Here is a 21270-nt window from a genome sequence, read left to right as displayed (position 1 = left end):
TTGTTTTATGTTTATGCAAATATCGCAGTTAACTAGCGTTCAATTACAAGGAAAAACACCTTATTAAAAACCGTATTACCCTTATTTAAAATGAGTTACATGACCTTCGCTTAATTGTTTCACTTACAAAAAAGGTTATCTATATCAATAATCAGATTTCGTTCATACTGATTACAAATGAACCTTTAATTTAATAACTATGAACCTACCAAGTAACGAGCTACTAGGTAGCTCACAAATTGAAATCCATTATAAACGCCCCCCTTTATCTGAAAGTGAACATATTACTTGTGCTGAAAATGTAGATACACTTTTACGTAAATATATTAATCATAATCAATTAGACTTTCGAGAGTGTTTTTGGGTCATCTTACTCACCAATGCTAATCGTGTTCTTGCTGTTTCTGAAACATCACAAGGAACATCAAGAGGAGTTTTGACCAATACAAAGTATATATTTCAATTAGCATTACTAACCAATGCATCAGCCATTATTGTTGCCCATAATCATCCAAGTGGAAACTTAAATTTCTCCGAAAGAGATATTTCAGAAACCAAAAAAATTAAACGATTAGCAACCTTAATGGACATTTCTTTACTCGATCATATTGTTATTACTTCTGAATCTTTTGTCTCAATGGCAGAAGAAAATGAATTGTAATAATTTATTATTTCCCTCTCTCATTATGCCAAGAACTCCCATATCGTATTATGGTGGAAAAATTAATATGATTTCTACCATTCTTCCTTTAATTCCCGAACATAGAATATATACCGAAGCCTTTTTTGGTGGTGGTGCAATCTTCTTTGCAAAGGAAAAAGTGGAAGCAGAAACAATTAATGACATCAACAATATGGTAGTTAATTTCTATGAGGTTATCCAAACAGATTTTGATAATCTCAAAGGAAAAATAGAAGCCACTTTATTCTCACGTGCGACATATACCGTTGCGTGGAGTATCTACCGAATGCCACACTTGTTTAATAAACTACAACAAGCGTGGGCGTTCTATGTTGCCACGAATATGGGGTTTTCCTGTAAAATTGGCTCTTGGGGATATGACAAATATGGAAAGCGAGTCAAAGCATTTTGGAATAAGAAATTGGTTTTTGATGAATTAATTCAAAAGCGATTAGAACGAACTCAAATTGAATCAAATGATGCCTGTAAAGTAATTAAAAGCAGAGATGCAGTTGATGCTTTCCACTATGTTGATCCCCCTTACTATAATTCGAACATGGGGCACTATAGCGATTATTCAAAAGCTGACTATGTAAGACTTCTTGAAACGCTTTCTAATATCAAAGGAATTAGTGGAGAAAAACGTAAAAAGAAAGTTGAAGTTTTGACTGCTAACTATCCTATTTAATACAAACCTTAAAACTTAATATAATGAAAACAGAAATTAACAAAACTATTAATCTTGATATTGGAGAGTACAGAACAAATGTAGATACGTTCTCTGCTCTCTTTAGGCATGTTGCAACAAGAGAAGGTTGGAGTTCACAAGAAATTGATATCGTGATTGAAGAAGCGTTACGATTGAATGATTATGACCACTTTTTTGAAACTCTTGCTTCATATTGTGAAGTCAAAATGAGGAAACCAAAACCAACAGAAGTTGAACGAATTCTTAAGCAATTAAGTCTCTATACCCATTACCTCGCAACGAAAGAAATTTCAAAATGGGATTCGTATGACTATAGCAATTTTAGTTCACTGAATCGAAAAGCTGGTGTTTCAAAAAAAGTCTTTGCCATATTTACATCTGACGTAACAAATGAAGATAAATATATCGTGACAACAGCACCTACTTTTTTCTTTGATACAGAGGAAGAAGCACAAGAAGAGCTAGTACTTATCTGTGAAGAGAGAAAACTAAAATTATCAGATTTAAGAATTCATACTCTTTGGAAATTACCGAAATAAATAAAAATTAAATATTAATTAAAATTGAAAATTATGAACGCAAGTATTGTTGATGTATTAATAGAAAACATCAAAACAGACCAAGAATTTCTACAAGAAGTAGTGGTGAAAATTGAAGAAACCAAAAGTGAAAAGCAAAGTATTGTAAATCGCTTAAAGGAACAGCAAAAGGATATTTCAACCCTCCTTAAATATGCTGATGAAAAGCAACGTGAAAAGATTGAATCTTTAGGTTTTGATTTTTCAGAATCTAGTCGTGGTATTAATACTGTTGCTTCAGTTGCCCTTGATATCATTATAAAAGCAAAAGATAATAATATGCTTAATGGTGATTTATTTGAGAGTTATGTAAAAACTTTTAAAAACAAAAATGATGCGGTTAATTATACCGAGTTCAACATTAAATGTCGTTCTCTATTTAATACCCAACGTTTATTGCGTAAAAAAGGAACAGATCCAAAGTCATCACGAACAGATATTATTTCTTTAAATGGACGTGTACTACCAAAACAAGAGCCTGTAACAAAAAAGAAATAATTGTATTATGAAAGATGATAATTATTTAGATGTATTTGATACGGAAGATAAAGCGATAGACCACGCTATGTGGCTTAACTTTAAGTATCGAATAGCAGGAATTATTTTTGGAGTAATACCAGGAACAAAAAGAAACTTTGCGGTGTGTGAACAAGCAACTCTTGATGATATAGAAAATTCTTTTCTTGATATTTTACCTCAAGACTATTCTGAACTTTCTTACCGAAAACTTGATGCTATTAGACAAGATGAAGAATCTCTTCCATACTGGGAATCTATTATTGGAATGGTTACTACTATGGATGGAGAAATACTTCGATACATATTGGAAAACAAAATACCACTTGACCGAATAATTTGCCATGAACTTGTGCTACGAGGGTTTGACAAAAATCATCGTTGGTGCGGATTTGATAAGGCCAGAGAAATTTGGGTTAGTGAAAATTAAAAATTAGGCCACTCATTTAAAATATTAAATGAATGGCTTTTATATTAGTTTTAACAATTTAAAAATTCCTTACTGGCATAAAGTTTAAATGATAGCACGCTTCTAATCTCTCCACATTACCATTATCAAAATCTAAATAATATGGTTTTCTATCCCCACAAGCACTTGAGTCGTAAATTTCTGAAGACGACCAATAATTATCATAAATCGTTGCTCCAGTTTCAAATTTGAAAATATTGGTTTGATGTAAGTTTTTATACATCTGCTGTAATTGTATAATGTTTGGCAAATACCAGTCGCTATATCCATTAAACGTGTTGTTTTCGCAAATTTCTTTTGCACGTATCCAAGAATAAGTATCGAAAACTCCATCATCATAAATAATATATCCGCTTAAACCATCACAATTAATATAAGCAATGATGCCTCCTTGATATTCTTGACCAATGGTAAAAGGTGACGGACTACTTTGGGTGGTGAAATTTACTTCTTCTGAATAACTTATACCTCCTTGATTAATAACATAGCCTCTAACATAGTACTTTGTTGCTAATGCTAATGATGATAATTTGCTATTAAAATCTAACCCAACATTATTTGCTATTACTTTTGTGTGATTGATGGTTGGGTTTGATGAAGTAGAAAAGCAAACACCTTTTTCAATAATTGCATTTCCTGCAATTTCAGTTACATCCGAAGTTATTATTGCTGAATAACTTCCAATACAAGTAACTTCGCTTTCTATAATTCCTAGCTGATGCTCTATAGTAATGCTTCCTGTTACAGTACAACCTCGTCCGTCAGTTGCGTTCACGGTGTAAGTCCCAACGGTTAATGCCCCGTCTTGACCTCCAATAGTATCATCAGTTGAGCCATTACTCCATTGATAGGTAATTGGTTGCTCACCCCCATCTTGGCTAGCCCAAGCATTATAGTTGTTTGTCCAGTTTTTTACATCTAAAGTAAAACCTGAACAATCAAGAGTACCTTCTTCATTTGTTGAACATGAAATGGTAATGCCCAAAAAGAGGGTCATTACCAAAAAATTCTTAATTTTTTTCATAGTTTTAATTGTCTTTGGATATTGTTTTATTTGGATTAAAAACGATTTGTTCAGTTAGCCATTTTTTATAACCATCTGCTCCAAGTTGAGCAATAAGTTTCCTTGAATTTACTGCTGTTCCTTCTACCTCAAACCCACCATAGAAATAATAACTTTTAGAACGAACAACACCGTTTACCAAAACGTCATATTGAGTTCCTGCATTTTCTAAAGCTTTGTCCATTGCATCTTTAATATTTGTTCCAATACCAAAAACTCCCATACTTTTTCCTTTGGTTGCTTTTCCATCTTCTAAATTAAATTTAATGGAATGATTTTTAGAACTTATAACCGTAAAGTCAACTAAACGTGCTGAACAATTACTAAAAAGTACTACTGCTAACGATAAAATAAATAAATTTTTTGTTTTCATAATATTTACTATTTGGTTTTATTTTCCTTTGACTCAAAAGGAATGTTGTTATTAGTTTATTTGTGAGTCATTTTATTTTCAAATATATAATTAATTTTCAAAACACGACAATATTGTCGTGTTGTTTTTTATTAAATACATCTATTTTTCTTTGATATTGAAATTGTTTATTAAAGAGTATGGAAGAGACCGAATTAAAAGTGTTTATAAAAAAAATAGGAATTCGTATTCGTGAATTACGAATTGAAAGAAAGATGACACAATTAGACTTGGCTATTGCGTCTAATATTGATGAACGACAAATACAAAGGCTTGAAGCAAGCCATACATCTCCAACTATTAAGACATTGTATAAAGTAGCGAGAGGTTTAGATGTTGAAGTATATTTTTTCTTAAAATTTACTGATTGATTAAATAAAAATATCATTAGCCTTAGAATTAAAGTGTAATGATATTGAGAAGATGAGTTATAAAGATATTCTTCTAGATGAGGTAATGGATAAATATCCTTTACCTCATCTAGAAGAAATTAACGTAATGCTATCTACTGTTGATGGAGAAATTTTAGGCTTTATTTTACATAGTAAAATTCCACTAGAGAAACTGATTCGTTTTGAATTGGCTGGACGTGGATTTGATGAAAATCACAGATGGGTTGGTTTTGAAAAAGCCAATGAAATTTGATTAAAATAAGGCTCTTAAAACAAGTATAAATTTCAACAAAAAAATTCATTCAAATTATTTGAAATATTTTTCTAAAGAGTTATTCAATTTTCAAAATTTAAGACTGAAACACTTCTTTTAAGGAGTGTTTTTTTACTTAATAGCTAACGTCAATATATAAGGATAATGATCAGAAATATCTCGATATTCTTGTGGGGCTAATTTTCCAGACAAAACTGAAAAATTATTTTCATCAAAAAAAATATAATCTAAAACAGAGCCATTAATATAAGTTCCAGTATTTATAACATTTTGTCGATCATTTGTATTTATCTTTTCCAAAGAATTAAAAAAACTAGAATTAAACATTTCTAAATAATAATTATTAATGGTATAAGACATATTTAAATCTCCTGTAAAAATAATTGGTGTATCTATATTTTGAGCAATTTCTTTTATTCTATTAATCTGTAATTTTTTTTCATCATCTGTACTTCCAGATTCAAAATGTGTGTTTAAAATTGTTATTTCTTTTGATTCTGTAAGTTTTAACTTAACCTTTAAACAATGATTTTGATTATAATAGTCAATGTACCTAATCGCTGGGTTATCAATATCAGTTATTTCGTATTTAGATAAAATAGCATTACCAATAAATCCTCTTAAAAACAAATGGCTGCCTTGAAGAGCTCTTCCCATACCATAAGTGTAATTCATTTGAGTTCTTTCAGCTATGTAACGTATTTGGTTTTCAATAATTGAAGTATCATATTCGTATCCAACTTCTTGAAAAGCAACAACATCTAAACTCATTTGATTTATCATATCTACAACTCTATCTAACTGCTGATGGTCACCTCCTAATTCTCCAGAAAATGGGTCACAGTTTTGACAAAATCCAAGTTTCATATTGAAGGTAGCAATGAGAATATTTTCATCAAAAACAGACGAGGATTTGATGTTCTTTGAGAATAGAATAGTTTCTTGATCTCTTTGAAAAAGAGAAAAATCTTCACAAGAAGTAAGTAAAAACAATATTAAAAAATATTTTAATTTATTCATAGTTTGTATACTATTCCAATTGAGATTATTCCTGAAAATCCTAGCTTATTAACTGGGGCGTTTGTATCAAAGTTAAAAGCTCTTTTTTCCAAAAGCATACCTAATCCTATATTACTTTTAAAGTTTAGTTTTTTTGTAATTGAGTAGATAAAACCATATCCTAAAGTTCCTTGTATAAAATTTGTTGTTACTTCTGAAAAATTGAGCGATGTTGTATTTCTAAAATAGTTAATATTTCCTATAAATATAAAATTGAAAGCATCATCTCTCTTTTTATTCGGGAAGTAAATAACATCTAGCTGACCACCTAATACAGCCTCATTATTTATATATTCTTTTCCAATTAAAAACCCTGCTTGAATTTTTATATTATCTAAATCAAGACCAACTGATGGATAATTAAATAACCCTTTAGTTGTTGATACACCTTCAAGACCAACACTCCATTGATTCTCTTGGCAAAACAAGTTAATTGAACTAATAAATACTACTAAAGGGATAATTTTATATTTCATTTGTTAAAGGTTTTCTATGAAATGCTTTTTTATAAGAAAGCTTATAATTTAATACTTTTTCATTAATAAATACCCATGTTTGAATAATAGTAAATATCCAATAATATATTATCATTACTGGGATTAACAGGATTAGCCAAATTTTCATTGTTCGCAAAATATAAGAAAAACAAAAGAAAATAACGGTCAAACTAAACGATAAAATAAAAATATAAGAATATGATGATGTATATTTAAATTCGCTAATAAGTATTAAAGGACCAAAAAAGTTAAATGTAAAAGCGTATAATAAATTTATCATAAAGAAAAAAGCAGCAATTTTTTTAGAAAATGATAAGTTTTTATTATCATATAGTGGCTTTAAATTTTTAAAACATGATAATACATGATTTCCTAACCATCTCTTTCTTTGTTTTAACCATTCATAAAATGTTTCCGTTATTTGTTCTTTTGAAAATACAGAATCGTCATAATAAGAATTATACCCCTCCAAAGTTACTCTATAACCAAAATCAAAGTCTTCTCCAGGTAATGAAGTATCATAACCATTCAATTTTTTAAAAACCTCTTTTCTAAAGATACCAGCCCTTCCTTCAAACATCCCAAACCCTAAACTACTTAGAGGAATATAAATGGTGTGTTGCATTGAATAAATATCCAAAGATGTTAAACGTGTAATAAAGTTAAAGTTCTTATTGTAAAAAGTATTTCTAGCTTGTACCATCCCTAAGTTTTCATCTTCAAATTTTGGGACTAATTTATTGAGAAAATCTTTCTCTATAATTGAGTCCGCATCAAGTACACAGATAAGTTCTCCTTTTAACTTATCTATATTTTTATTAATTCCTGCTGGCTTTCCTCTCATAACATTAGAATCTGTATCAAGAGACCTATCAATAACATTTATTTTATCATTAAAGCTTTTTAGAATTTCAACTGTTTTGTCTTTAGAAAAATCATCAATAAAAGTTATATCATAATATTCTTTAGGGTAGTTTAAATTTAAAAGATTATTAATTGTATCAGTAACAACGTTTTCTTCATTATGAACAGCAACAACAATAGAAACAGGCTTATAAATATTTTTCTCTTCCTCAATATTGTTGTTAGACGTAACTTTTCTTTTAAATAAAGAAATCATCATAAAGAGGAATACATAGAGTAGAAATAAAATTTGTGGAATAAGAAAAAGTATCCAAGCTATGTGAAAAATAAATTTATTAAAGAAACAAAGTAGATAAAAACAAATAGTCCCAATTAAGATTACAAGTGGGATGATTTTTTTTAACCTTATACTTTTTATCAACAACAGGAAACAAAAAGATAGAATAACTAACGTAAATAGACTACCAAAAAATATATTCATAGGACTTTAAATTTTTATTACTTTATCAAAAAAAACAGGATCTATTTTGTGATGAGACATTATAATTGTGATTTTATTTTTTCTGCTTGAAACAATTTTTTTAATAAATACTTCATATACTTCAATAGGGAGATTATTGGTTAACTCATCTAATATAAGAATACTTGGGTTTTTTAAAACCCCTCTTAAGATACTAATTATTTGTTTTTCACCTCCAGATAGATTTTTTCCATTTTCTCCAACATTCTTTGTCAAATCAAACTTGAATATTTCTTTCAATCTATATATCTGAACAATTTCATCTAATTCTTTAGCAGTTATTAACTCATCAATCATCAAATTTTCTGCGATAGTATCATTATATAAAAAAGGTGTTTGAGAAACTAACCCTATTGCATTAGACTTTTTTTGAACTTCAATAATTATCTCACCTTCATCGTGAGGAACAATACCAGAGATTAAGTTTGCTAATGTGGATTTTCCTGAACCATTTTTTCCTGAAATTAAAAAGACTCCTTTCGGAAAATAAAAATTAGATTGGTTAAAAATAAGTTGATTACCATAACTAAAAGATAAATTTTTAATAGAAATAGATGTGTCTCTTGGTGTTTCAATTATTTTTCTAGATCCAAATGTAGTTGTTTCCATTTTCTCAAGTACTTGTTCTATTCTCTTGATTGATGGTAATACAATGTGTAAAGACATTAAGTATGAATTAATACTTTTAAGTGGCCATAATAAGAAAATAATAAACCCAAGAGTAGTTATAATTGTAGGGAGTTCCATACTTTTTATTAGCAAAATGAGTATTACTGACCCAATAAAAAAAATTATCAATATTTCTAAAAACACATCTGCTAATCCTTGATATATTGCACTTAAACGTATTTGTTTTTTTATTTTTTGTGTAATATCTAGAACTGAATTAATAACTTTCTGTAATAAGTTAAATATAATTATATCGTTTTTTCCTTGTAATATTTCAAGAAAAAAGCTGGAGAGTTCTGCATTTTCAATTTGTCTCTCTTGATTTATATGTTCTACTTTACCACTAATTTTATTATGAAATAAATACAGGAGGAAGGAAAAAAATATAAGGTCAAAAAATAATAATGGTGAAATTAGAAAAATATTAATTAAGAGTAAAATAAAAAATACTATGTCTTTAAGAAAATGGATGGTTCCAAAAATCAACTTCCCTTGAAGCAGCCCAGTTTCATTAAATACTCTTTGATGAAAGTCTCCAGACTTAATATATGACGTGTGAATACTATTTGCTTGAACATACTGTTTTATTAGGGTTGATTTCAATTGAAGAGAAATAGATCCAGAAAAATAATTAGTGTAAAAAGAAACAAAATATTGAATAATAAGTTTTAAAACATACAAAGAAATAATTAATAACATCAACGTATTTTCTAATTTATTGCTAGTGTACAGACTAGTTAATCTTCCAAATAAATGTGGTAGATATATATTAATTAGAGTTATCATCAAAATCAGAAAGACTAAAATAATAATTCGTTTTTTAAAACTACTCATACTTTCTTTCAGTAATTTAAAAAAACGCTTATGTGAGAGTATTTTTTTTATCATACAACTTTTATAGTTTCGCCCAAAGATTTAAAGAAACAGTAGGTTTTAAAATTGATATCTGCCTTTATAAATGAAATTTTATCTTTATAGTTGTTTATTAATAATTTTTCTAATATTTCATTGGATATACCTTTATCCTTATAAAAAGAATGTTCACTAAATTCTTTATTAAAGGATTTTCTAATATGTAAGTTCAAATCGAATTCTTCAACAAATTTTATAATCCAATTTTTAACAGCATCGTCTAACTTACATAATTCTTGAACAATTAATAGACTATAAATCACAATAGACAAACAATTATGTTTTTCTGTTAAACTAATAAATCTCTCTTTGTTGATATTTAAAAGGTGGTTATTTAATAAACACTTAAGCTCATAAACCAAAATGAAGCCATAACCCTCATGATGGAGTAAAAAGTGAATACAAAGATGAATTAATTCCATTTCTAAATTGAAAACATAATAGCTAACATTAGGCTCTCTTTCTGCTAAATAAGATTCTTTTAATAATTCTTTAGCACTTAAATTAAAAAATGCATCAAATGTTTGAAAAGCAATCAGTTTTTTATGCAAATCAATACACATACTATTTTCATTAAGCAAACATTGTTGCCCATAAGCAATATATTCTGACTTTTTAAAAAAATTAAAATCTCTTTTTAAAAAAGAAATAGCTATTTTAAAATCTTTTTCGCTAACAAGAATATCTATATCACAACTTCTTTTATAAAGATCAAAACCAATAATTTGCCTCAACCGCCACCCTTTTAAAAGAAGAATTGGGAAATTAGCTTTATTTACAATAGCTTGAAATTGATTTTTATAAAATTCATCTCGACCTTTTTCTAAAAGGAATTCTTGTTTTAGTAAATTTAGTAATTCATCATCTAAATGATTTTCCTTTTTGATTTTTTTTAAACCCTGATAAAAAAATAAGTCTAAATTTATCTTTTTAAGGTATATAATAAATTCAAGTTTTTTTGCTTTATTTTCAGTATTAAAATTTTCAAAAAACTCAATAAAACTACCTTTTAAAAAACTCTTTTTAAATTTGATAATCTCTTCCATAATATATTTTTAAGGTAAAGATAAATATCGGATACATTATTTTTTTTATACTATATATAAGGCTATTGAAAGGAATATGTTTTTTTATATAAGCATACGTTTTCATCTCAAAAGATGAGTATTTTAAAAAAATGGTATTGTATTTATTTATATTTATTTTTCTTCCTTTTTTAATAACATAATCTACCTTTCCTAATAATTCAAAAGAAGTTTTTAAAAGAGCTTTTTCGGGATAAACATTATTATCTCCTTTTGTAACCAAAGTAACTTCATCAATTATTCTATGTGTTAGAATTCTACCATACCTGTTACAAACAGTAATAATATCGCCCTTTTTTAATACACATGAATCATTAGACACTAAAATTTCATCTCCATCTTTTAATAATGGCCACATACTATTTCCATTAATTTTAAATATCAAATTTTACTTACTATTTTATTAGTTAACATAATATCAATAAAAGAAACAACGTCATTTTCTATAATATCTTTTGGTGCATCAAATTCACTTTGTAGCGCTTCTACTAATTTTTCTGTACTAGCATTATTGTTGTTTTTAAGAAATTGGAGAATAAAAGCCCCAGTTTCGTTTACTGTAGTTATTATCCCTCCACTAGGAGAGACTATTACAGCTTGTTCATCAATAATTTGAACAAGTACATCTTCTGTTAAATTAATTTTTTCCATTAGTGTTTTAAAATAGTAATTATTTCGTTTTGATTAGTTAATTTACTGTTATATAATTCATAAACAGGAATATTATTTACAATATCTTTAATGACTTCAAAATAAGGTTCTAAATCATTTTTCTCATAGTTATCAAACCATAAGTTTGATAAGAAACAATTAAAAGCACTTCCCCTGTCTAGTTTTCTTTTCTCTAGATTTGTAGACTGTACTAGCCTATAAAATCCTTTTATATTTACACTTTTCGGTTTTGAATATGTTTTAGCCCTTTCAAAAGGAGTTTTATGTAAAATATATTCTTTATTGTTTTTTTCTAAAACTACCATATCATCAGAAAAAACCTCATAATCAATCAGTTTTTTAGAAATAGTCGTTTTACCTACTCCAGAGGGACCAAAAAAAACATAGGCATTATCATCTTTATCTATTAAAGTTGCAGAATGAAAAATTAGCTTAGATTTTTTGATACATAATTTAGAGAAAAGAAAAAGCAAAAACTCTTCAGTATATTGATAAGAATTTTTAATTGTTGGAATTATCAAAGTTGATTTTTCATTATCACTTTTGTAAGCATAACCTTGAAAATTAAATCCTTTTTTTTCTAGGTTTTTAAATTCTATATTAAACTCTTCGATAATCACATTAATTTGATAATCAATCTCAACAACTTCATCAATAATAAAATTATGATAAAACTCTTTAAATCTACTAATGATTCCAGTAACACTAGATTTTATTTGAATTCTTATACCCGCAATTTGTAATACTATTTCTTGCATTAAATCTTTTCTAAAAAATCTTTTGTTTTTGTAAAATACAATTCTTTCACTTTTAATAAAGATAAAATTTTCATACAATAACTTAAAACTTCATTATTATAGTTGTTGTCTTTTTCATTATTAAAATGATCAAAAGCCCACAACCCAAATATTAAATGAGATAGCTGCTTCTCTATATTTATATCTTTTACATAAGTTTGTCTATCTTGAAAAAGTCTGTAAAAACCTTTAATTTTACCTTTAAAGAATTGTTTTTTATATGGTGTTTTAAATGGTATTGTTACAATTTCAAAGATTTCATTACCAAGGTAAGAAATTAAAATATTATCATCATGGATTATTGGATAACCTGATAAATCTGCTATTGTTGATTTACCTGCTGTTGATTGTCCAGAAAACAACACTATTTCATTATCTATTATAATTGCACTAGCATGAATTAATAAACAATTATGTTTAAGGGATACACTAGAAATAAAAATTTTAAAAAAATTCTCAACTTCCCAATTTTCAAATTTACTTGGCAATAAAACATCTATTAAATTTGAGTTTTTGTGCTGTCTGTAATAAAAAAAAGTATCAAAAAATCTAATATGCTTAATTACTAAACTATCTTTTTTATCAATAAATTTTGAATGCTTTTTAAAGTTTAAAAAATTAAAAGTATAATCAGAATTTTGTTTGGTTATAAACTCTTTAAGGGTTTCTTTTAAATAAAAGTTTAGATTTTCATTATTTGTGTTCACTTGAAATGTAAAATCTTTGATTGATATACAATGACTATATACCCAATCTGAAGGTGTAATGTTAAAAACATCTATAAGTTTTCTTTTAAAAATTGACAGCATATTTTTTATTAGATTAATAAAAAAAGAGCCAACATTTGCTGACTCTTGAATAATTTAATAGAGTTTTTTACTTAATTTAATCTCATTATTAACTATAATGGACTGCCCGAGCTACCTGCTCTGGTTTATAGAGGTTGTTGATATAAAACTATTGGAGAAACGTAAACTTTCTTGTCTATGTTCATGTTTTTTTAGTTTTAATTATTTGTATTCAGAATTTAGTAACTTACTTAACTTGGACCACCTCCAGAACTTCCTGCTCTAGTTTCTAATGGTTGTTGATAAATAATTTTAGGACAGGTATATTCTTTTTTTATTTTTTCCATAATGTATATTTTAAAAATTCTTATAAGTTCTTAAACCACTTTCGTAAACAATCTCTAAAAAGTAAGTATTTGAAGAGTTATTTATAACAGTAAATTTATATTCATTGCTAGAATCAATTTCTGTTTTAATTAATTGATTATTATAAGTACTTTCTGTATTTAACTCCTTATTAGAAAAATAAATATTAAACCCTAAAATTGAATTATTATTACTGATTTTCCAACTTAATTGTCTTAAATCGGAATTTGATTTTTGTGCTTTCGTTTCTATAGTAATATCACCAGTACCTGTATAAGGAGCACAGCTATCATAATAAATACAATTTAAACCAGCCTTATAATCTCCATCATATGTTTTTCTATTTCCTCTAGAAATTGTTTCATACATTAAAAAACTGTTGCTAAGACTATGGTCTAAACCTTGAACATGGCCTATTTCATGTCTTGATGCGGTGACTCTGTCATATTCATTAGATCCAACATTAGTGTCATAAGTTCCTCCTGTAGATGATATACTATGAAAATTTGTATTAACTACTATATCTGATTCGTATATGTAAGAACCGTTAAATAGATTATGAGTAAACATTATTGCATCAGGGTCTGAATTATATCCAACACCACACTCATTACGATTATTCCCAATTACGGAAGTTGGAGCACTAGTATTGTATGTTACATTAAATTTTGGTAAATTATTATCACCTAAGATGTCTCCACCACCACCTTTAATAAGAGTATTGTACAATACAGGACCATAGTCATTATAATTTGAAAACGAAGTGGGAACACCAATTGCTCCAGTAATTTCGAAATCTATATACCCTGTTCCAGTTCTAAGTTTCATTGTGTAAGGAAATAACACATATGAACATAAAGTTGCAATTGCTATGAACGCAACCGAAAAAATAATTAATTTTCTTTTCATAACCTATTTATTTTAGAAATTAGTTCAATATTATTTTCTACTTCATCTAAACTACCAATTTTTCTCTTATTTTTGTTAAAAACAATATTATTTTTTACAGTATATTTTTTATATAAGACAAAGGAATTGGATACTTTACTATTTTTTTTAGAATAAATAATATTTAAATCTTTATTTCCTTTCAATTTGTAATTTTTGTTAAATTCATTAATTCCTTCTAATGATTTTTTAAATTTCTCACTATCAGTAGAGGTTAAATATAATATTACACTTTCCCCTAAAAATAAGTCAGGTTCATTAGACACTTTTAAAAAATCATCTCCAATCTTACCAGATTGTAATTTTAGCTTAATTATTTCTCCTTTCTTTAGATTTGTTCCATAATAAGACTTGTCAACTTTTATTGATATTTCAGTACGAAAAAAAGAGTCTTTGTCGTCTAAATAAACCCTTTTTACAACTGTTCCTTTGATTTGAGTGTTAGAAAATAGTATAGCACTTTTATATGTCCTTTCTGTAGATTTATCAACTTGTATTAAATCAACTCCTTTACTTTTTAATTCATTGTATTTATATACATTAACATTGTTATCAAAAAAGTAGTCAGCAGAGTGTTTCAAGTTCAGTAACTCCATTTTATTAGAATAATCAATTTTATATTCAGAGAGTTGTTTTTTTGAAAGTTTTTCCTTCTTTTTTAATTGAGAAAAAGCCAGACTACAACTAAACATAAAGCATAAAAATAATATTATCTTTCTCATTTTGATATAATTTTGTGGGTTAATACTTTTCCTTCTGAATTTTTAATCTTCAAGATGAATAATCCTTTTGCAAGTTTCTCCTTTAAAATATCTTGTGAATTAACTGTTACAGTACCCTGTTCTACCTCTTTTAAAGTAGAAAATATTTTTTTTCCATTTAAATCGTAAATTGAAAATAAAACATTCCCCTTTACAGTATTTATAAAAGATATTTTTGAGAACTCAGTAAAAGGGTTAGGGTAGACTGAAATTTTCCCTTCGGTTAATTTTAAAGGTATTTTAAGTAAATCTCTTAATTTACGAACTGCTTCTTTTGATTTCAACCCTTTCTTTTTAGATGTATTTCCTTTAAATTGATAGGGGTTTAACAAGTCTTCACCAGAAGCATCTTCGTATATTTCTAATTGAGAGTATTTTATACTGGGCTCTCTTGCCAAATCAACGTATTCATTTAACGTAGTTAAAGATTCACTTAATTGAGGGGAAGAATCAGGCTTAACGGTATTAACTATATTAATTATTTTAGAATATTGTAAGTCTGAAATTTGAAAATTAACAGGCAGAATAGATGGATTGTTTCTAACTTGTTCAAGTGTAATGTTATTATCCACCATATATTGTTTTTGTTGTAAAATAACATCTTCAAATTCCGTCATCACAGAATTATAGTCATTCACTATTACTGTGTTACTTGTCACATTTGTATAATAATTTTCTAATGAATGAATTTCATCATCGTGATAAACCACTCGCTCTTGGAATGATAAATCACTTACATCACTGATCTCGTATTCTTGAATAACAGCTATGTAGGTTGTGAAAGCTGAAGCAAGAAAAAAAACAGCAACTCCTAAAATTAGGTAGTACTTTTTTTTCATAATTTAAGTTTTAATAAATTTACTTATTTTAATTAGCAACTTTTCAGAGAAAGGACAAAGGTCATAACAAATTTGTTTACCAAAAATATTAAAAAATATTCATTTTAACAAAAAATTATATTTATTTTTTTATTCTCCAAAAAAAAGTAATTTACATAAAAAATTAAGATGAAATTTTTACATCTCTTTTTATTATTATTTATTGGCACTTATTGTTCTACTTTCTCTAAAAATAATGATTTCTATTTTAATGTTGAAAAAGAAGGCTTTTACAAAGCAAAAGTCCCCTCTAATTTGAAAGGTGAAAAAATTTACTTATATTATCAAAATACAGGTTATCAATTGGATACACACAAGAACTATGCCTATTTTTATTGCCCCTCTAAAGGAAACTATAAAATATCTTCTTTTGTCAGAAAGTTAAAATCTCCTGTTATTTCTTTTTGGAAAATTATACAAAGTAAAAAATATTATAAATATGCGCTTTCAAATTCATTAAATAGTGATCACTGGTTTACAGATATTATTTCAGATGGGAAACCATTTAAAGCTACTTTTGATTTAAGAAAAAAATAAAAGGACATTCTTATAAAATTGAATTAAAACTTTATAATTTTAAAAATTCAAATGCCCCTATAATAGTCAATATAAACAATATTGAAAAGCATTACAGTATAAAATCTAATGGGGATTATTTTTTAAGTATTCCTGTTAATGATATCAAAAGTGAGACTTTTACTTTAAAAGTGGTTTCGTTATTTCATGATGTAGGTATTGAATCAATAAAAATAAACTCTTATGCCGATAATGAAATTGCATTAAATCAGAAATTTGAAAAGTATACTTTCTCTTTACCTAAAACTATAAAAGAGATTAATGAGCATTATTATTATTTTACTTTTAAAAAAAATAAGTTAGAAAGTGTAACTAAAAACGACATAATATCAAATTTAATTCTTCAAAAGAAAATTGATATTGAAGAAGTTAATCTTATAGATGTTATATATCCGAGTTATAAGAAAGTAGATTTCTTAGTTTTATACAATAAGGAGTTTAAAAATAATCTTAAAGAATTAAAATTAATACTAAAGAGAATAAGCCCTAATTTGTCCTTTAACTTTATTGATGTTCAAAGCATCTACAATAAATATTTTTATTCTACAGCAGATTCTAAAGCTTTAAAGGAGTATTTACATTACATAAAACCTAAACATGTCCTATTAGTAGGTGATGCCAATATAAAAGAAAATAAAGATAATTTAATCCCGACCTTTTATTACAATCAATTTAAAGGAAATACTAGAATAGAGACAGATTATATTTATACGTATAAAAATGACCCTGCAAGTCCTATTTTTAATATCTCTAGACTACCTTTTAAAACATCTTTAGAATTAGATAATTATATTAAAAAAGCAACTTCTTTTTTGAATACAAGTAATAAAAGTAATTATGTAATTTATGATGATATTTCTGTTTTAAATGACATAAATAAAAAGGACAAAGTTACTTATACATCATATAAAAAACAAAATGCATTAAAGAAGTTTTTGAGTTTTAATTTTATTCCTAGTTATATAAATGAGAACAAAGTAAATATGAAAACTTTTCAATTTACAGGACATGCTTCTTTTTCTGGTTGGAGTGATAATAAAAAAGTTGAATTACCAGATATGGAAGCCTTAGCTAATAATAATCTATTTATACTTATTGATTTATCTTGTTGGACTGGAACTTTTGCTTACCATAAAAGAAATTCATTTTCAGAGAACTTGTTAAATCTTAAAAATAAAGGTTCAGTAACTTCATTATCAGTTTCTGGTTATTCCCAAATTAGTAACTATAAACATATTACTAGCTATCTTCTTAAGAATAGAAATAAACCTTTGGGTGCTGTTATTACTAAAATGAAAAAAGAACTTTTTAAAAATAACGAGTTAACTTTAGATGATATCCATGCTTACAATTTATTTGGAATACCAACTTTGAAGTATTAATTACCATTTCTCATTTCTAAAATTATTTTCCATTGCATATATTATAGTTTGTTCTAAATAATCTTCTAAATTGTATTGAGGTAATGGTAATATACCTTCTAATTTTTTAGTGTTGAATTCATAAGGTTTTGACGAAGTGTATGGAGATAAATGATTTCCGATTGAAGAGTAATAAAATTTCTCCAGTTTATTCATGTTTTGAATATTATGAGTTGATACATTATCTAAAAAAGAAAATTGTTTGTATCCAACAGTTTCTATTATTCTCGTTAAACCTGTAACTAAATTGGTACATTTATTATGAACAATATTTAATTCTTGGATATTTTTAAGAAAAACGATTGTTATAACTTTTGCAACATAATCTACAGGAATAATATTAAGACCAGATTTAAAATTAACAGAAAGCCTAATCCCATTCTTTTCTAACAAAGGGTTTTTATAAAAGAACTTTCCGACTAAATAGTAAACCATATATTTTGAAATATAGTTGATTGGTTTATTTATAATATTACCTCCAATAACACTAGGTCTTAATATTTGAATTTGAACATTATTTTTGTGCCCTTGTTTTAAAAGGTGTTTTTCGGTTTTATGTTTTGATTCCTCATAAGCATTCCTGTAGTTAGGGGTTGTATTATTGTGGTAATTGTTTTCAATTTTCCCTCCAATATCTCCAATAGCGAATGCTGTACTTATGTAAGTGAATTTCTTAATGTAAAAATGAAAAGTCTTGAATATTTTCTTTGCAAATGAAAAGTTTTCTTCAAAAATTAATTCCTTTTGTGAAATATCCGTTGATAAATTAACATATCCTGCTGAATGAATAAAATAATTATTTTCTTCTTCTAATAAATATTTAGAAGGATTAAAAAATTCATCAGAATTAAATACTTGTACTCTTTGTTTCAAATTAGAGAGTATCCTAGTTTGAGTACTAAAAAAATCATTTTCAATAATTCGTTGAAACCGTTGTTGTGCGGATAAATTTTTCTTGTCCCTAATTAATAGGGTAAATTTTTCTATCGTTTCGTTTTTTAGAAGTTCTAATAAAATTTGTGAGCCTAGAGTACCAGTTACCCCGGTTAAGATTATATTCATATATTTTTTGTTAAATGTAGCAAAAATATACTTGTCAATAACAAAAATACGTTGAATAACCCTATTAATTAGAACTTTTAATAAAACGAGAATGTGGGTAGCTTATTATTTTCATTTATAACTGATGCTATTGGATTTATATGTTTTGATAGATTATTTTTAATTAAAAAATCTACAAACTTAAGTTTATCTTTTTTATTAACAACAACAGCTAAACCACCGTTTGATTGAGGATCAAAATATAAACCCGAAAAACCATTAGATTGTTGATGTTTCTCAAAATATTGTCTATTTCTTTTACCTCCAGACGTTTCAATTCCTAAATTTAAATATTTTAAGCTTTCAGGAATAAAGGGAATATTATCTTTCATCAACTTAATTTTAACTTTATTTGTTGAAGTCATTTCTAAAAGATGACATAACAATCCAAATCCAGTAATATCTGTAACAGATTTTACATATTCTAATTTTGAAATTTTAATACCTATAATATTACTTTTAGAAATTGTTTCATATAATATCTTTGTACCCTCAACATCTAACTTATCTAACTTCTGGGTAGTAGAAAGCACTCCTGTGCCAATTGGTTTAGTTGTAAATATTAAATCACCATCATTTAAATTATTATTTGGTTTGAAATTTACTTTTTTAACAATACCCGTAATTGATAATCCAAAAATAGGTTCTTTAGAAATTATTGTATGACCTCCAGAAATAGATAAATTAGATTCTTCACATATTTTATTAGCACCTTTAAAAACTTCTCTTAAAGTTTTAATACTTAAAATATCTGTAGGCCATCCTACTATAGATTGAATCATTATAGGTTCTCCTCCTTTGGCATAAATATCACTTAATGCATTTGCAGCTGCTGCTTTACCATAAGTATATGGATCTTCTACTACTGGGGTAAAAAAATCTAATGATTTTAATAAATAATTCTCTTTATCAATTGAAATTACTGAACAATCTTCGTTATTATTTAATAAATCTTGATTCTCTGTTAACCCATTTAGAAATTCGTTTAATTGCAATGGGCTCATTTTACAACCACAGCCTCCAGCTTTAGAAATTTTATTAATTTTCATTTATAAGGTTTTTTGAAATATTTATTAATTTTTGATAATAACTTTTAAAAGTAAATTGAGATACAGATTTATTAATGTCATTAGCAATTTCTAATGAGTAAGGTTTTTCAATTTGTTTTAAAATTATTTTTTCTAATTTCTGAGAGTATTCATCATAGTTTTCTCGAATAGAGTCATTAATTGAAAGATTCATATCAACATATTCAATATACCCTCTACTAAAGACTTCTTCTGAAAGAATATCAAATAAATTATTAAGTCTATTACATACAACTCGACATCCACATAACAGAGCTTCAACAATAACTAACCCTAAACCTTCATAAAAAGATGGGAGTATAAATATTTGACTTTTATTCAATTCCTTTGAAAGTTCTATTTGACTAAGGTATCCTCCAAATATTATATTACCTTTATATTCTATTGCTAATTTTTTAATTTTTTCCATTTCAACTGCTTCTCCTTTTCCATATAATATTAATTCAATATTATATCCCTCTTCAAGTAATCGTATAGTCGATTTAATTAAAAAATGGACTCCTTTCTCTTTACTTATTTTACCTGCGTAAACCATTTTATAAATTCCATTTGATATTATTTTTTCTTTAATATTAAATAAATGTTCGTTCACAGGTATTCCAATAAACTTTGTAGTTTTTGGTTTAAATATCTTGATAACATCATTTATTTGATTTGGTGAGTTCAGGATTATTTCATCAATATTTAACAAACTACTTTTAATGTGTTTAGATATTTCTTTACATTTTATATGTTGAAGTAAATCAGAACCATGACAGAAAGCTATCTGTGGAATTTTATTCTTGGTTTTAGAAGCAATGGAACTAAGTATCCATAGATGATGACTCCAAATAATATCAGGTTTAAATTGATTTATTATAAAATTTAATTTTTTGGAAATTATATTTTTATATTCGGTTAAATCATTCAATGTTAAATCTTTGAATTTACTTGTTTTATAAGGCATTGAGTCACTCATTCCAGGCATACTAAAACCTAATTTATCGATATCAAATACAAAACAATCTACATTAGAAGTATTAAAATTCATCACATCATCTTCATAATTAGTTCCGTAGAGCAAAAATTGAGGATTGGCTTTTGTCGATTGACTTGACAATTGCTTATAGATTGTACCACTTCCTGTAAAATCAGGTTTTTGGCTTATTAGATGTAAAATTCTCATATCAATAT

The 21270-nt window shown here is 26.6% G+C and carries 26 protein-coding genes; 9 read left to right on the top strand and 17 right to left on the bottom strand.

Translation table 11 applies throughout. The annotated features are described in order from the left end of the window. The first annotated feature begins 199 nt into the window (after positions 1 to 199). The 5 genes from PHEL85_RS16880 to PHEL85_RS16860 are packed head-to-tail and all read left to right on the top strand — an operon-like array spanning position 200 to position 2915. On the top strand, positions 200 to 661 hold the full coding sequence (locus PHEL85_RS16880) for a JAB domain-containing protein (RefSeq protein ID WP_036827843.1): 462 nt from the start codon (positions 200 to 202) through the stop codon (positions 659 to 661). Further along, positions 651 to 1370, top strand: a complete 720-nt coding sequence (locus PHEL85_RS16875; protein WP_052108639.1) for a DNA adenine methylase — start codon at positions 651 to 653, stop codon at positions 1368 to 1370. The genes PHEL85_RS16880 and PHEL85_RS16875 overlap by 11 nt, the downstream gene beginning before the upstream one ends. Positions 1371 to 1393: 23 nt before the next feature. Continuing rightward, a complete protein-coding gene (locus PHEL85_RS16870) occupies positions 1394 to 1930 on the top strand; it encodes a hypothetical protein (protein WP_036827840.1) in 537 nt (178 codons plus the stop codon). A 33-nt stretch (positions 1931 to 1963) separates the two neighbouring features. Beyond that, positions 1964 to 2467 carry a hypothetical protein gene (locus PHEL85_RS16865; RefSeq protein ID WP_036827838.1) on the top strand — a complete coding sequence of 168 codons (504 nt, stop codon included), beginning with the start codon at positions 1964 to 1966 and terminating at the stop codon, positions 2465 to 2467. A 7-nt stretch (positions 2468 to 2474) separates the two neighbouring features. Continuing rightward, the gene (locus PHEL85_RS16860) at positions 2475 to 2915 is read left to right on the top strand and encodes a hypothetical protein (protein WP_036827835.1); all 441 of its coding nucleotides are present in this window, start codon (positions 2475 to 2477) and stop codon (positions 2913 to 2915) included. 58 nt (positions 2916 to 2973) lie between these two features. On the opposite strand, the gene PHEL85_RS16855 is transcribed toward PHEL85_RS16860, so the two are convergent. Both PHEL85_RS16855 and PHEL85_RS16850 read right to left on the bottom strand, forming a co-directional pair. Further along, on the bottom strand, positions 2974 to 3978 hold the full coding sequence (locus tag PHEL85_RS16855) for a DUF1566 domain-containing protein (RefSeq protein WP_081965180.1): 1005 nt from the start codon (positions 3976 to 3978) through the stop codon (positions 2974 to 2976). Between the two features lie 4 nt (positions 3979 to 3982). Continuing rightward, positions 3983 to 4390, bottom strand: a complete 408-nt coding sequence (locus PHEL85_RS16850) for a hypothetical protein (protein WP_036827833.1) — start codon at positions 4388 to 4390, stop codon at positions 3983 to 3985. Between the two features lie 179 nt (positions 4391 to 4569). Here PHEL85_RS16850 and PHEL85_RS16845 point away from each other — a divergent pair, with 179 nt between their 5' ends. Both PHEL85_RS16845 and PHEL85_RS16840 read left to right on the top strand, forming a co-directional pair. Beyond that, positions 4570 to 4800 carry a helix-turn-helix domain-containing protein gene (locus PHEL85_RS16845; protein ID WP_036827832.1) on the top strand — a complete coding sequence of 77 codons (231 nt, stop codon included), beginning with the start codon at positions 4570 to 4572 and terminating at the stop codon, positions 4798 to 4800. Between the two features lie 52 nt (positions 4801 to 4852). Further along, the gene (locus PHEL85_RS16840; protein WP_036827831.1) at positions 4853 to 5074 is read left to right on the top strand and encodes a hypothetical protein; all 222 of its coding nucleotides are present in this window, start codon (positions 4853 to 4855) and stop codon (positions 5072 to 5074) included. Positions 5075 to 5206: 132 nt separating this feature from the next. On the opposite strand, the gene PHEL85_RS16835 is transcribed toward PHEL85_RS16840, so the two are convergent. The 12 genes from PHEL85_RS16835 to PHEL85_RS17520 all read right to left on the bottom strand — a co-directional run bounded on the left by PHEL85_RS16835 (position 5207) and on the right by PHEL85_RS17520 (position 15872). Next, a complete protein-coding gene (locus PHEL85_RS16835; protein ID WP_036827830.1) occupies positions 5207 to 6115 on the bottom strand; it encodes an endonuclease/exonuclease/phosphatase family protein in 909 nt (302 codons plus the stop codon). Further along, the gene (locus tag PHEL85_RS16830) at positions 6112 to 6630 is read right to left on the bottom strand and encodes a hypothetical protein (protein WP_036827827.1); all 519 of its coding nucleotides are present in this window, start codon (positions 6628 to 6630) and stop codon (positions 6112 to 6114) included. Before PHEL85_RS16830 ends, PHEL85_RS16835 begins: the two co-directional genes overlap by 4 nt. Beyond that, positions 6620 to 7774, bottom strand: coding sequence for a glycosyltransferase (locus tag PHEL85_RS16825; RefSeq protein WP_162179446.1), 1155 nt, complete (start codon positions 7772 to 7774; stop codon positions 6620 to 6622). Before PHEL85_RS16825 ends, PHEL85_RS16830 begins: the two co-directional genes overlap by 11 nt. A gap of 228 nt (positions 7775 to 8002) precedes the next feature. Beyond that, positions 8003 to 9538, bottom strand: coding sequence for an ATP-binding cassette domain-containing protein (locus PHEL85_RS16820; protein ID WP_162179445.1), 1536 nt, complete (start codon positions 9536 to 9538; stop codon positions 8003 to 8005). 50 nt (positions 9539 to 9588) lie between these two features. Beyond that, entirely contained in the window at positions 9589 to 10662 is a 1074-nt protein-coding gene (locus PHEL85_RS16815; protein ID WP_036827821.1) for a nucleotidyltransferase family protein, read from the bottom strand. Then, the gene (locus PHEL85_RS16810; protein ID WP_156109291.1) at positions 10640 to 11086 is read right to left on the bottom strand and encodes a S24/S26 family peptidase; all 447 of its coding nucleotides are present in this window, start codon (positions 11084 to 11086) and stop codon (positions 10640 to 10642) included. Before PHEL85_RS16810 ends, PHEL85_RS16815 begins: the two co-directional genes overlap by 23 nt. Further along, complete coding sequence (locus PHEL85_RS16805) at positions 11083 to 11352, bottom strand: PqqD family protein (RefSeq protein ID WP_036827817.1); 270 nt, start codon at positions 11350 to 11352, stop codon at positions 11083 to 11085. The genes PHEL85_RS16810 and PHEL85_RS16805 overlap by 4 nt, the downstream gene beginning before the upstream one ends. Continuing rightward, a complete protein-coding gene (locus PHEL85_RS16800) occupies positions 11352 to 12131 on the bottom strand; it encodes a hypothetical protein (protein ID WP_156109289.1) in 780 nt (259 codons plus the stop codon). Before PHEL85_RS16800 ends, PHEL85_RS16805 begins: the two co-directional genes overlap by 1 nt. Then, the gene (locus tag PHEL85_RS16795) at positions 12131 to 12979 is read right to left on the bottom strand and encodes a hypothetical protein (RefSeq protein WP_036827812.1); all 849 of its coding nucleotides are present in this window, start codon (positions 12977 to 12979) and stop codon (positions 12131 to 12133) included. Before PHEL85_RS16795 ends, PHEL85_RS16800 begins: the two co-directional genes overlap by 1 nt. A gap of 336 nt (positions 12980 to 13315) precedes the next feature. Next, complete coding sequence (locus PHEL85_RS16790) at positions 13316 to 14233, bottom strand: matrixin family metalloprotease (protein ID WP_036827806.1); 918 nt, start codon at positions 14231 to 14233, stop codon at positions 13316 to 13318. Beyond that, complete coding sequence (locus PHEL85_RS16785; protein ID WP_156109287.1) at positions 14230 to 14994, bottom strand: hypothetical protein; 765 nt, start codon at positions 14992 to 14994, stop codon at positions 14230 to 14232. Before PHEL85_RS16785 ends, PHEL85_RS16790 begins: the two co-directional genes overlap by 4 nt. Further along, positions 14991 to 15872 carry a T9SS type A sorting domain-containing protein gene (locus tag PHEL85_RS17520; RefSeq protein WP_052108638.1) on the bottom strand — a complete coding sequence of 294 codons (882 nt, stop codon included), beginning with the start codon at positions 15870 to 15872 and terminating at the stop codon, positions 14991 to 14993. The genes PHEL85_RS16785 and PHEL85_RS17520 overlap by 4 nt, the downstream gene beginning before the upstream one ends. Positions 15873 to 16040: 168 nt before the next feature. Here PHEL85_RS17520 and PHEL85_RS16775 point away from each other — a divergent pair, with 168 nt between their 5' ends. Next, on the top strand, positions 16041 to 16448 hold the full coding sequence (locus PHEL85_RS16775) for a hypothetical protein (protein WP_036827801.1): 408 nt from the start codon (positions 16041 to 16043) through the stop codon (positions 16446 to 16448). Between the two features lie 170 nt (positions 16449 to 16618). After that, entirely contained in the window at positions 16619 to 17869 is a 1251-nt protein-coding gene (locus PHEL85_RS16770; protein WP_036827796.1) for a C25 family cysteine peptidase, read from the top strand. Here the strand turns inward: PHEL85_RS16770 and PHEL85_RS16765 are convergent, their stop codons facing one another. The 3 genes from PHEL85_RS16765 to PHEL85_RS16755 all read right to left on the bottom strand — a co-directional run bounded on the left by PHEL85_RS16765 (position 17870) and on the right by PHEL85_RS16755 (position 21262). Then, a complete protein-coding gene (locus PHEL85_RS16765; protein WP_036827794.1) occupies positions 17870 to 18970 on the bottom strand; it encodes an SDR family oxidoreductase in 1101 nt (366 codons plus the stop codon). A 77-nt stretch (positions 18971 to 19047) separates the two neighbouring features. Then, positions 19048 to 20058, bottom strand: coding sequence for a selenide, water dikinase SelD (gene selD, locus PHEL85_RS16760; RefSeq protein WP_036827791.1), 1011 nt, complete (start codon positions 20056 to 20058; stop codon positions 19048 to 19050). Beyond that, a complete protein-coding gene (locus PHEL85_RS16755) occupies positions 20048 to 21262 on the bottom strand; it encodes a glycosyltransferase (RefSeq protein ID WP_036827786.1) in 1215 nt (404 codons plus the stop codon). The genes selD and PHEL85_RS16755 overlap by 11 nt, the downstream gene beginning before the upstream one ends. Between the last annotated feature and the right edge of the window lie 8 nt (positions 21263 to 21270).

It is taken from the genome of Polaribacter sp. Hel1_85, assembly GCF_000766795.1.
Classification (GTDB): domain Bacteria; phylum Bacteroidota; class Bacteroidia; order Flavobacteriales; family Flavobacteriaceae; genus Polaribacter.
Note: the sequence above shows the minus strand (reverse complement) of the source record. Positions and strands in the feature narration are given on the sequence as shown.

Coding starts and splice junctions, on each gene's coding strand:
- PHEL85_RS16830 (WP_036827827.1), bottom strand. CDS start 6,630: ATGAAATATAAAATTATCCCTTTAGTAGTATTTATTAGTTCAATTAAC.
- PHEL85_RS16880 (WP_036827843.1), top strand. CDS start 200: ATGAACCTACCAAGTAACGAGCTACTAGGTAGCTCACAAATTGAAATC.
- PHEL85_RS16835 (WP_036827830.1), bottom strand. CDS start 6,115: ATGAATAAATTAAAATATTTTTTAATATTGTTTTTACTTACTTCTTGT.
- PHEL85_RS16865 (WP_036827838.1), top strand. CDS start 1,964: ATGAACGCAAGTATTGTTGATGTATTAATAGAAAACATCAAAACAGAC.
- PHEL85_RS16755 (WP_036827786.1), bottom strand. CDS start 21,262: ATGAGAATTTTACATCTAATAAGCCAAAAACCTGATTTTACAGGAAGT.
- PHEL85_RS16775 (WP_036827801.1), top strand. CDS start 16,041: ATGAAATTTTTACATCTCTTTTTATTATTATTTATTGGCACTTATTGT.
- PHEL85_RS17520 (WP_052108638.1), bottom strand. CDS start 15,872: ATGAAAAAAAAGTACTACCTAATTTTAGGAGTTGCTGTTTTTTTTCTT.
- PHEL85_RS16820 (WP_162179445.1), bottom strand. CDS start 9,538: ATGAGTAGTTTTAAAAAACGAATTATTATTTTAGTCTTTCTGATTTTG.
- PHEL85_RS16875 (WP_052108639.1), top strand. CDS start 651: ATGAATTGTAATAATTTATTATTTCCCTCTCTCATTATGCCAAGAACT.
- PHEL85_RS16855 (WP_081965180.1), bottom strand. CDS start 3,978: ATGAAAAAAATTAAGAATTTTTTGGTAATGACCCTCTTTTTGGGCATT.
- PHEL85_RS16860 (WP_036827835.1), top strand. CDS start 2,475: ATGAAAGATGATAATTATTTAGATGTATTTGATACGGAAGATAAAGCG.
- PHEL85_RS16795 (WP_036827812.1), bottom strand. CDS start 12,979: ATGCTGTCAATTTTTAAAAGAAAACTTATAGATGTTTTTAACATTACA.
- selD (WP_036827791.1), bottom strand. CDS start 20,058: ATGAAAATTAATAAAATTTCTAAAGCTGGAGGCTGTGGTTGTAAAATG.
- PHEL85_RS16785 (WP_156109287.1), bottom strand. CDS start 14,994: ATGAGAAAGATAATATTATTTTTATGCTTTATGTTTAGTTGTAGTCTG.
- PHEL85_RS16805 (WP_036827817.1), bottom strand. CDS start 11,352: ATGGAAAAAATTAATTTAACAGAAGATGTACTTGTTCAAATTATTGAT.
- PHEL85_RS16840 (WP_036827831.1), top strand. CDS start 4,853: ATGAGTTATAAAGATATTCTTCTAGATGAGGTAATGGATAAATATCCT.
- PHEL85_RS16870 (WP_036827840.1), top strand. CDS start 1,394: ATGAAAACAGAAATTAACAAAACTATTAATCTTGATATTGGAGAGTAC.
- PHEL85_RS16815 (WP_036827821.1), bottom strand. CDS start 10,662: ATGGAAGAGATTATCAAATTTAAAAAGAGTTTTTTAAAAGGTAGTTTT.
- PHEL85_RS16825 (WP_162179446.1), bottom strand. CDS start 7,774: ATGATGATTTCTTTATTTAAAAGAAAAGTTACGTCTAACAACAATATT.
- PHEL85_RS16765 (WP_036827794.1), bottom strand. CDS start 18,970: ATGAATATAATCTTAACCGGGGTAACTGGTACTCTAGGCTCACAAATT.
- PHEL85_RS16790 (WP_036827806.1), bottom strand. CDS start 14,233: ATGAAAAGAAAATTAATTATTTTTTCGGTTGCGTTCATAGCAATTGCA.
- PHEL85_RS16800 (WP_156109289.1), bottom strand. CDS start 12,131: ATGCAAGAAATAGTATTACAAATTGCGGGTATAAGAATTCAAATAAAA.
- PHEL85_RS16845 (WP_036827832.1), top strand. CDS start 4,570: ATGGAAGAGACCGAATTAAAAGTGTTTATAAAAAAAATAGGAATTCGT.
- PHEL85_RS16850 (WP_036827833.1), bottom strand. CDS start 4,390: ATGAAAACAAAAAATTTATTTATTTTATCGTTAGCAGTAGTACTTTTT.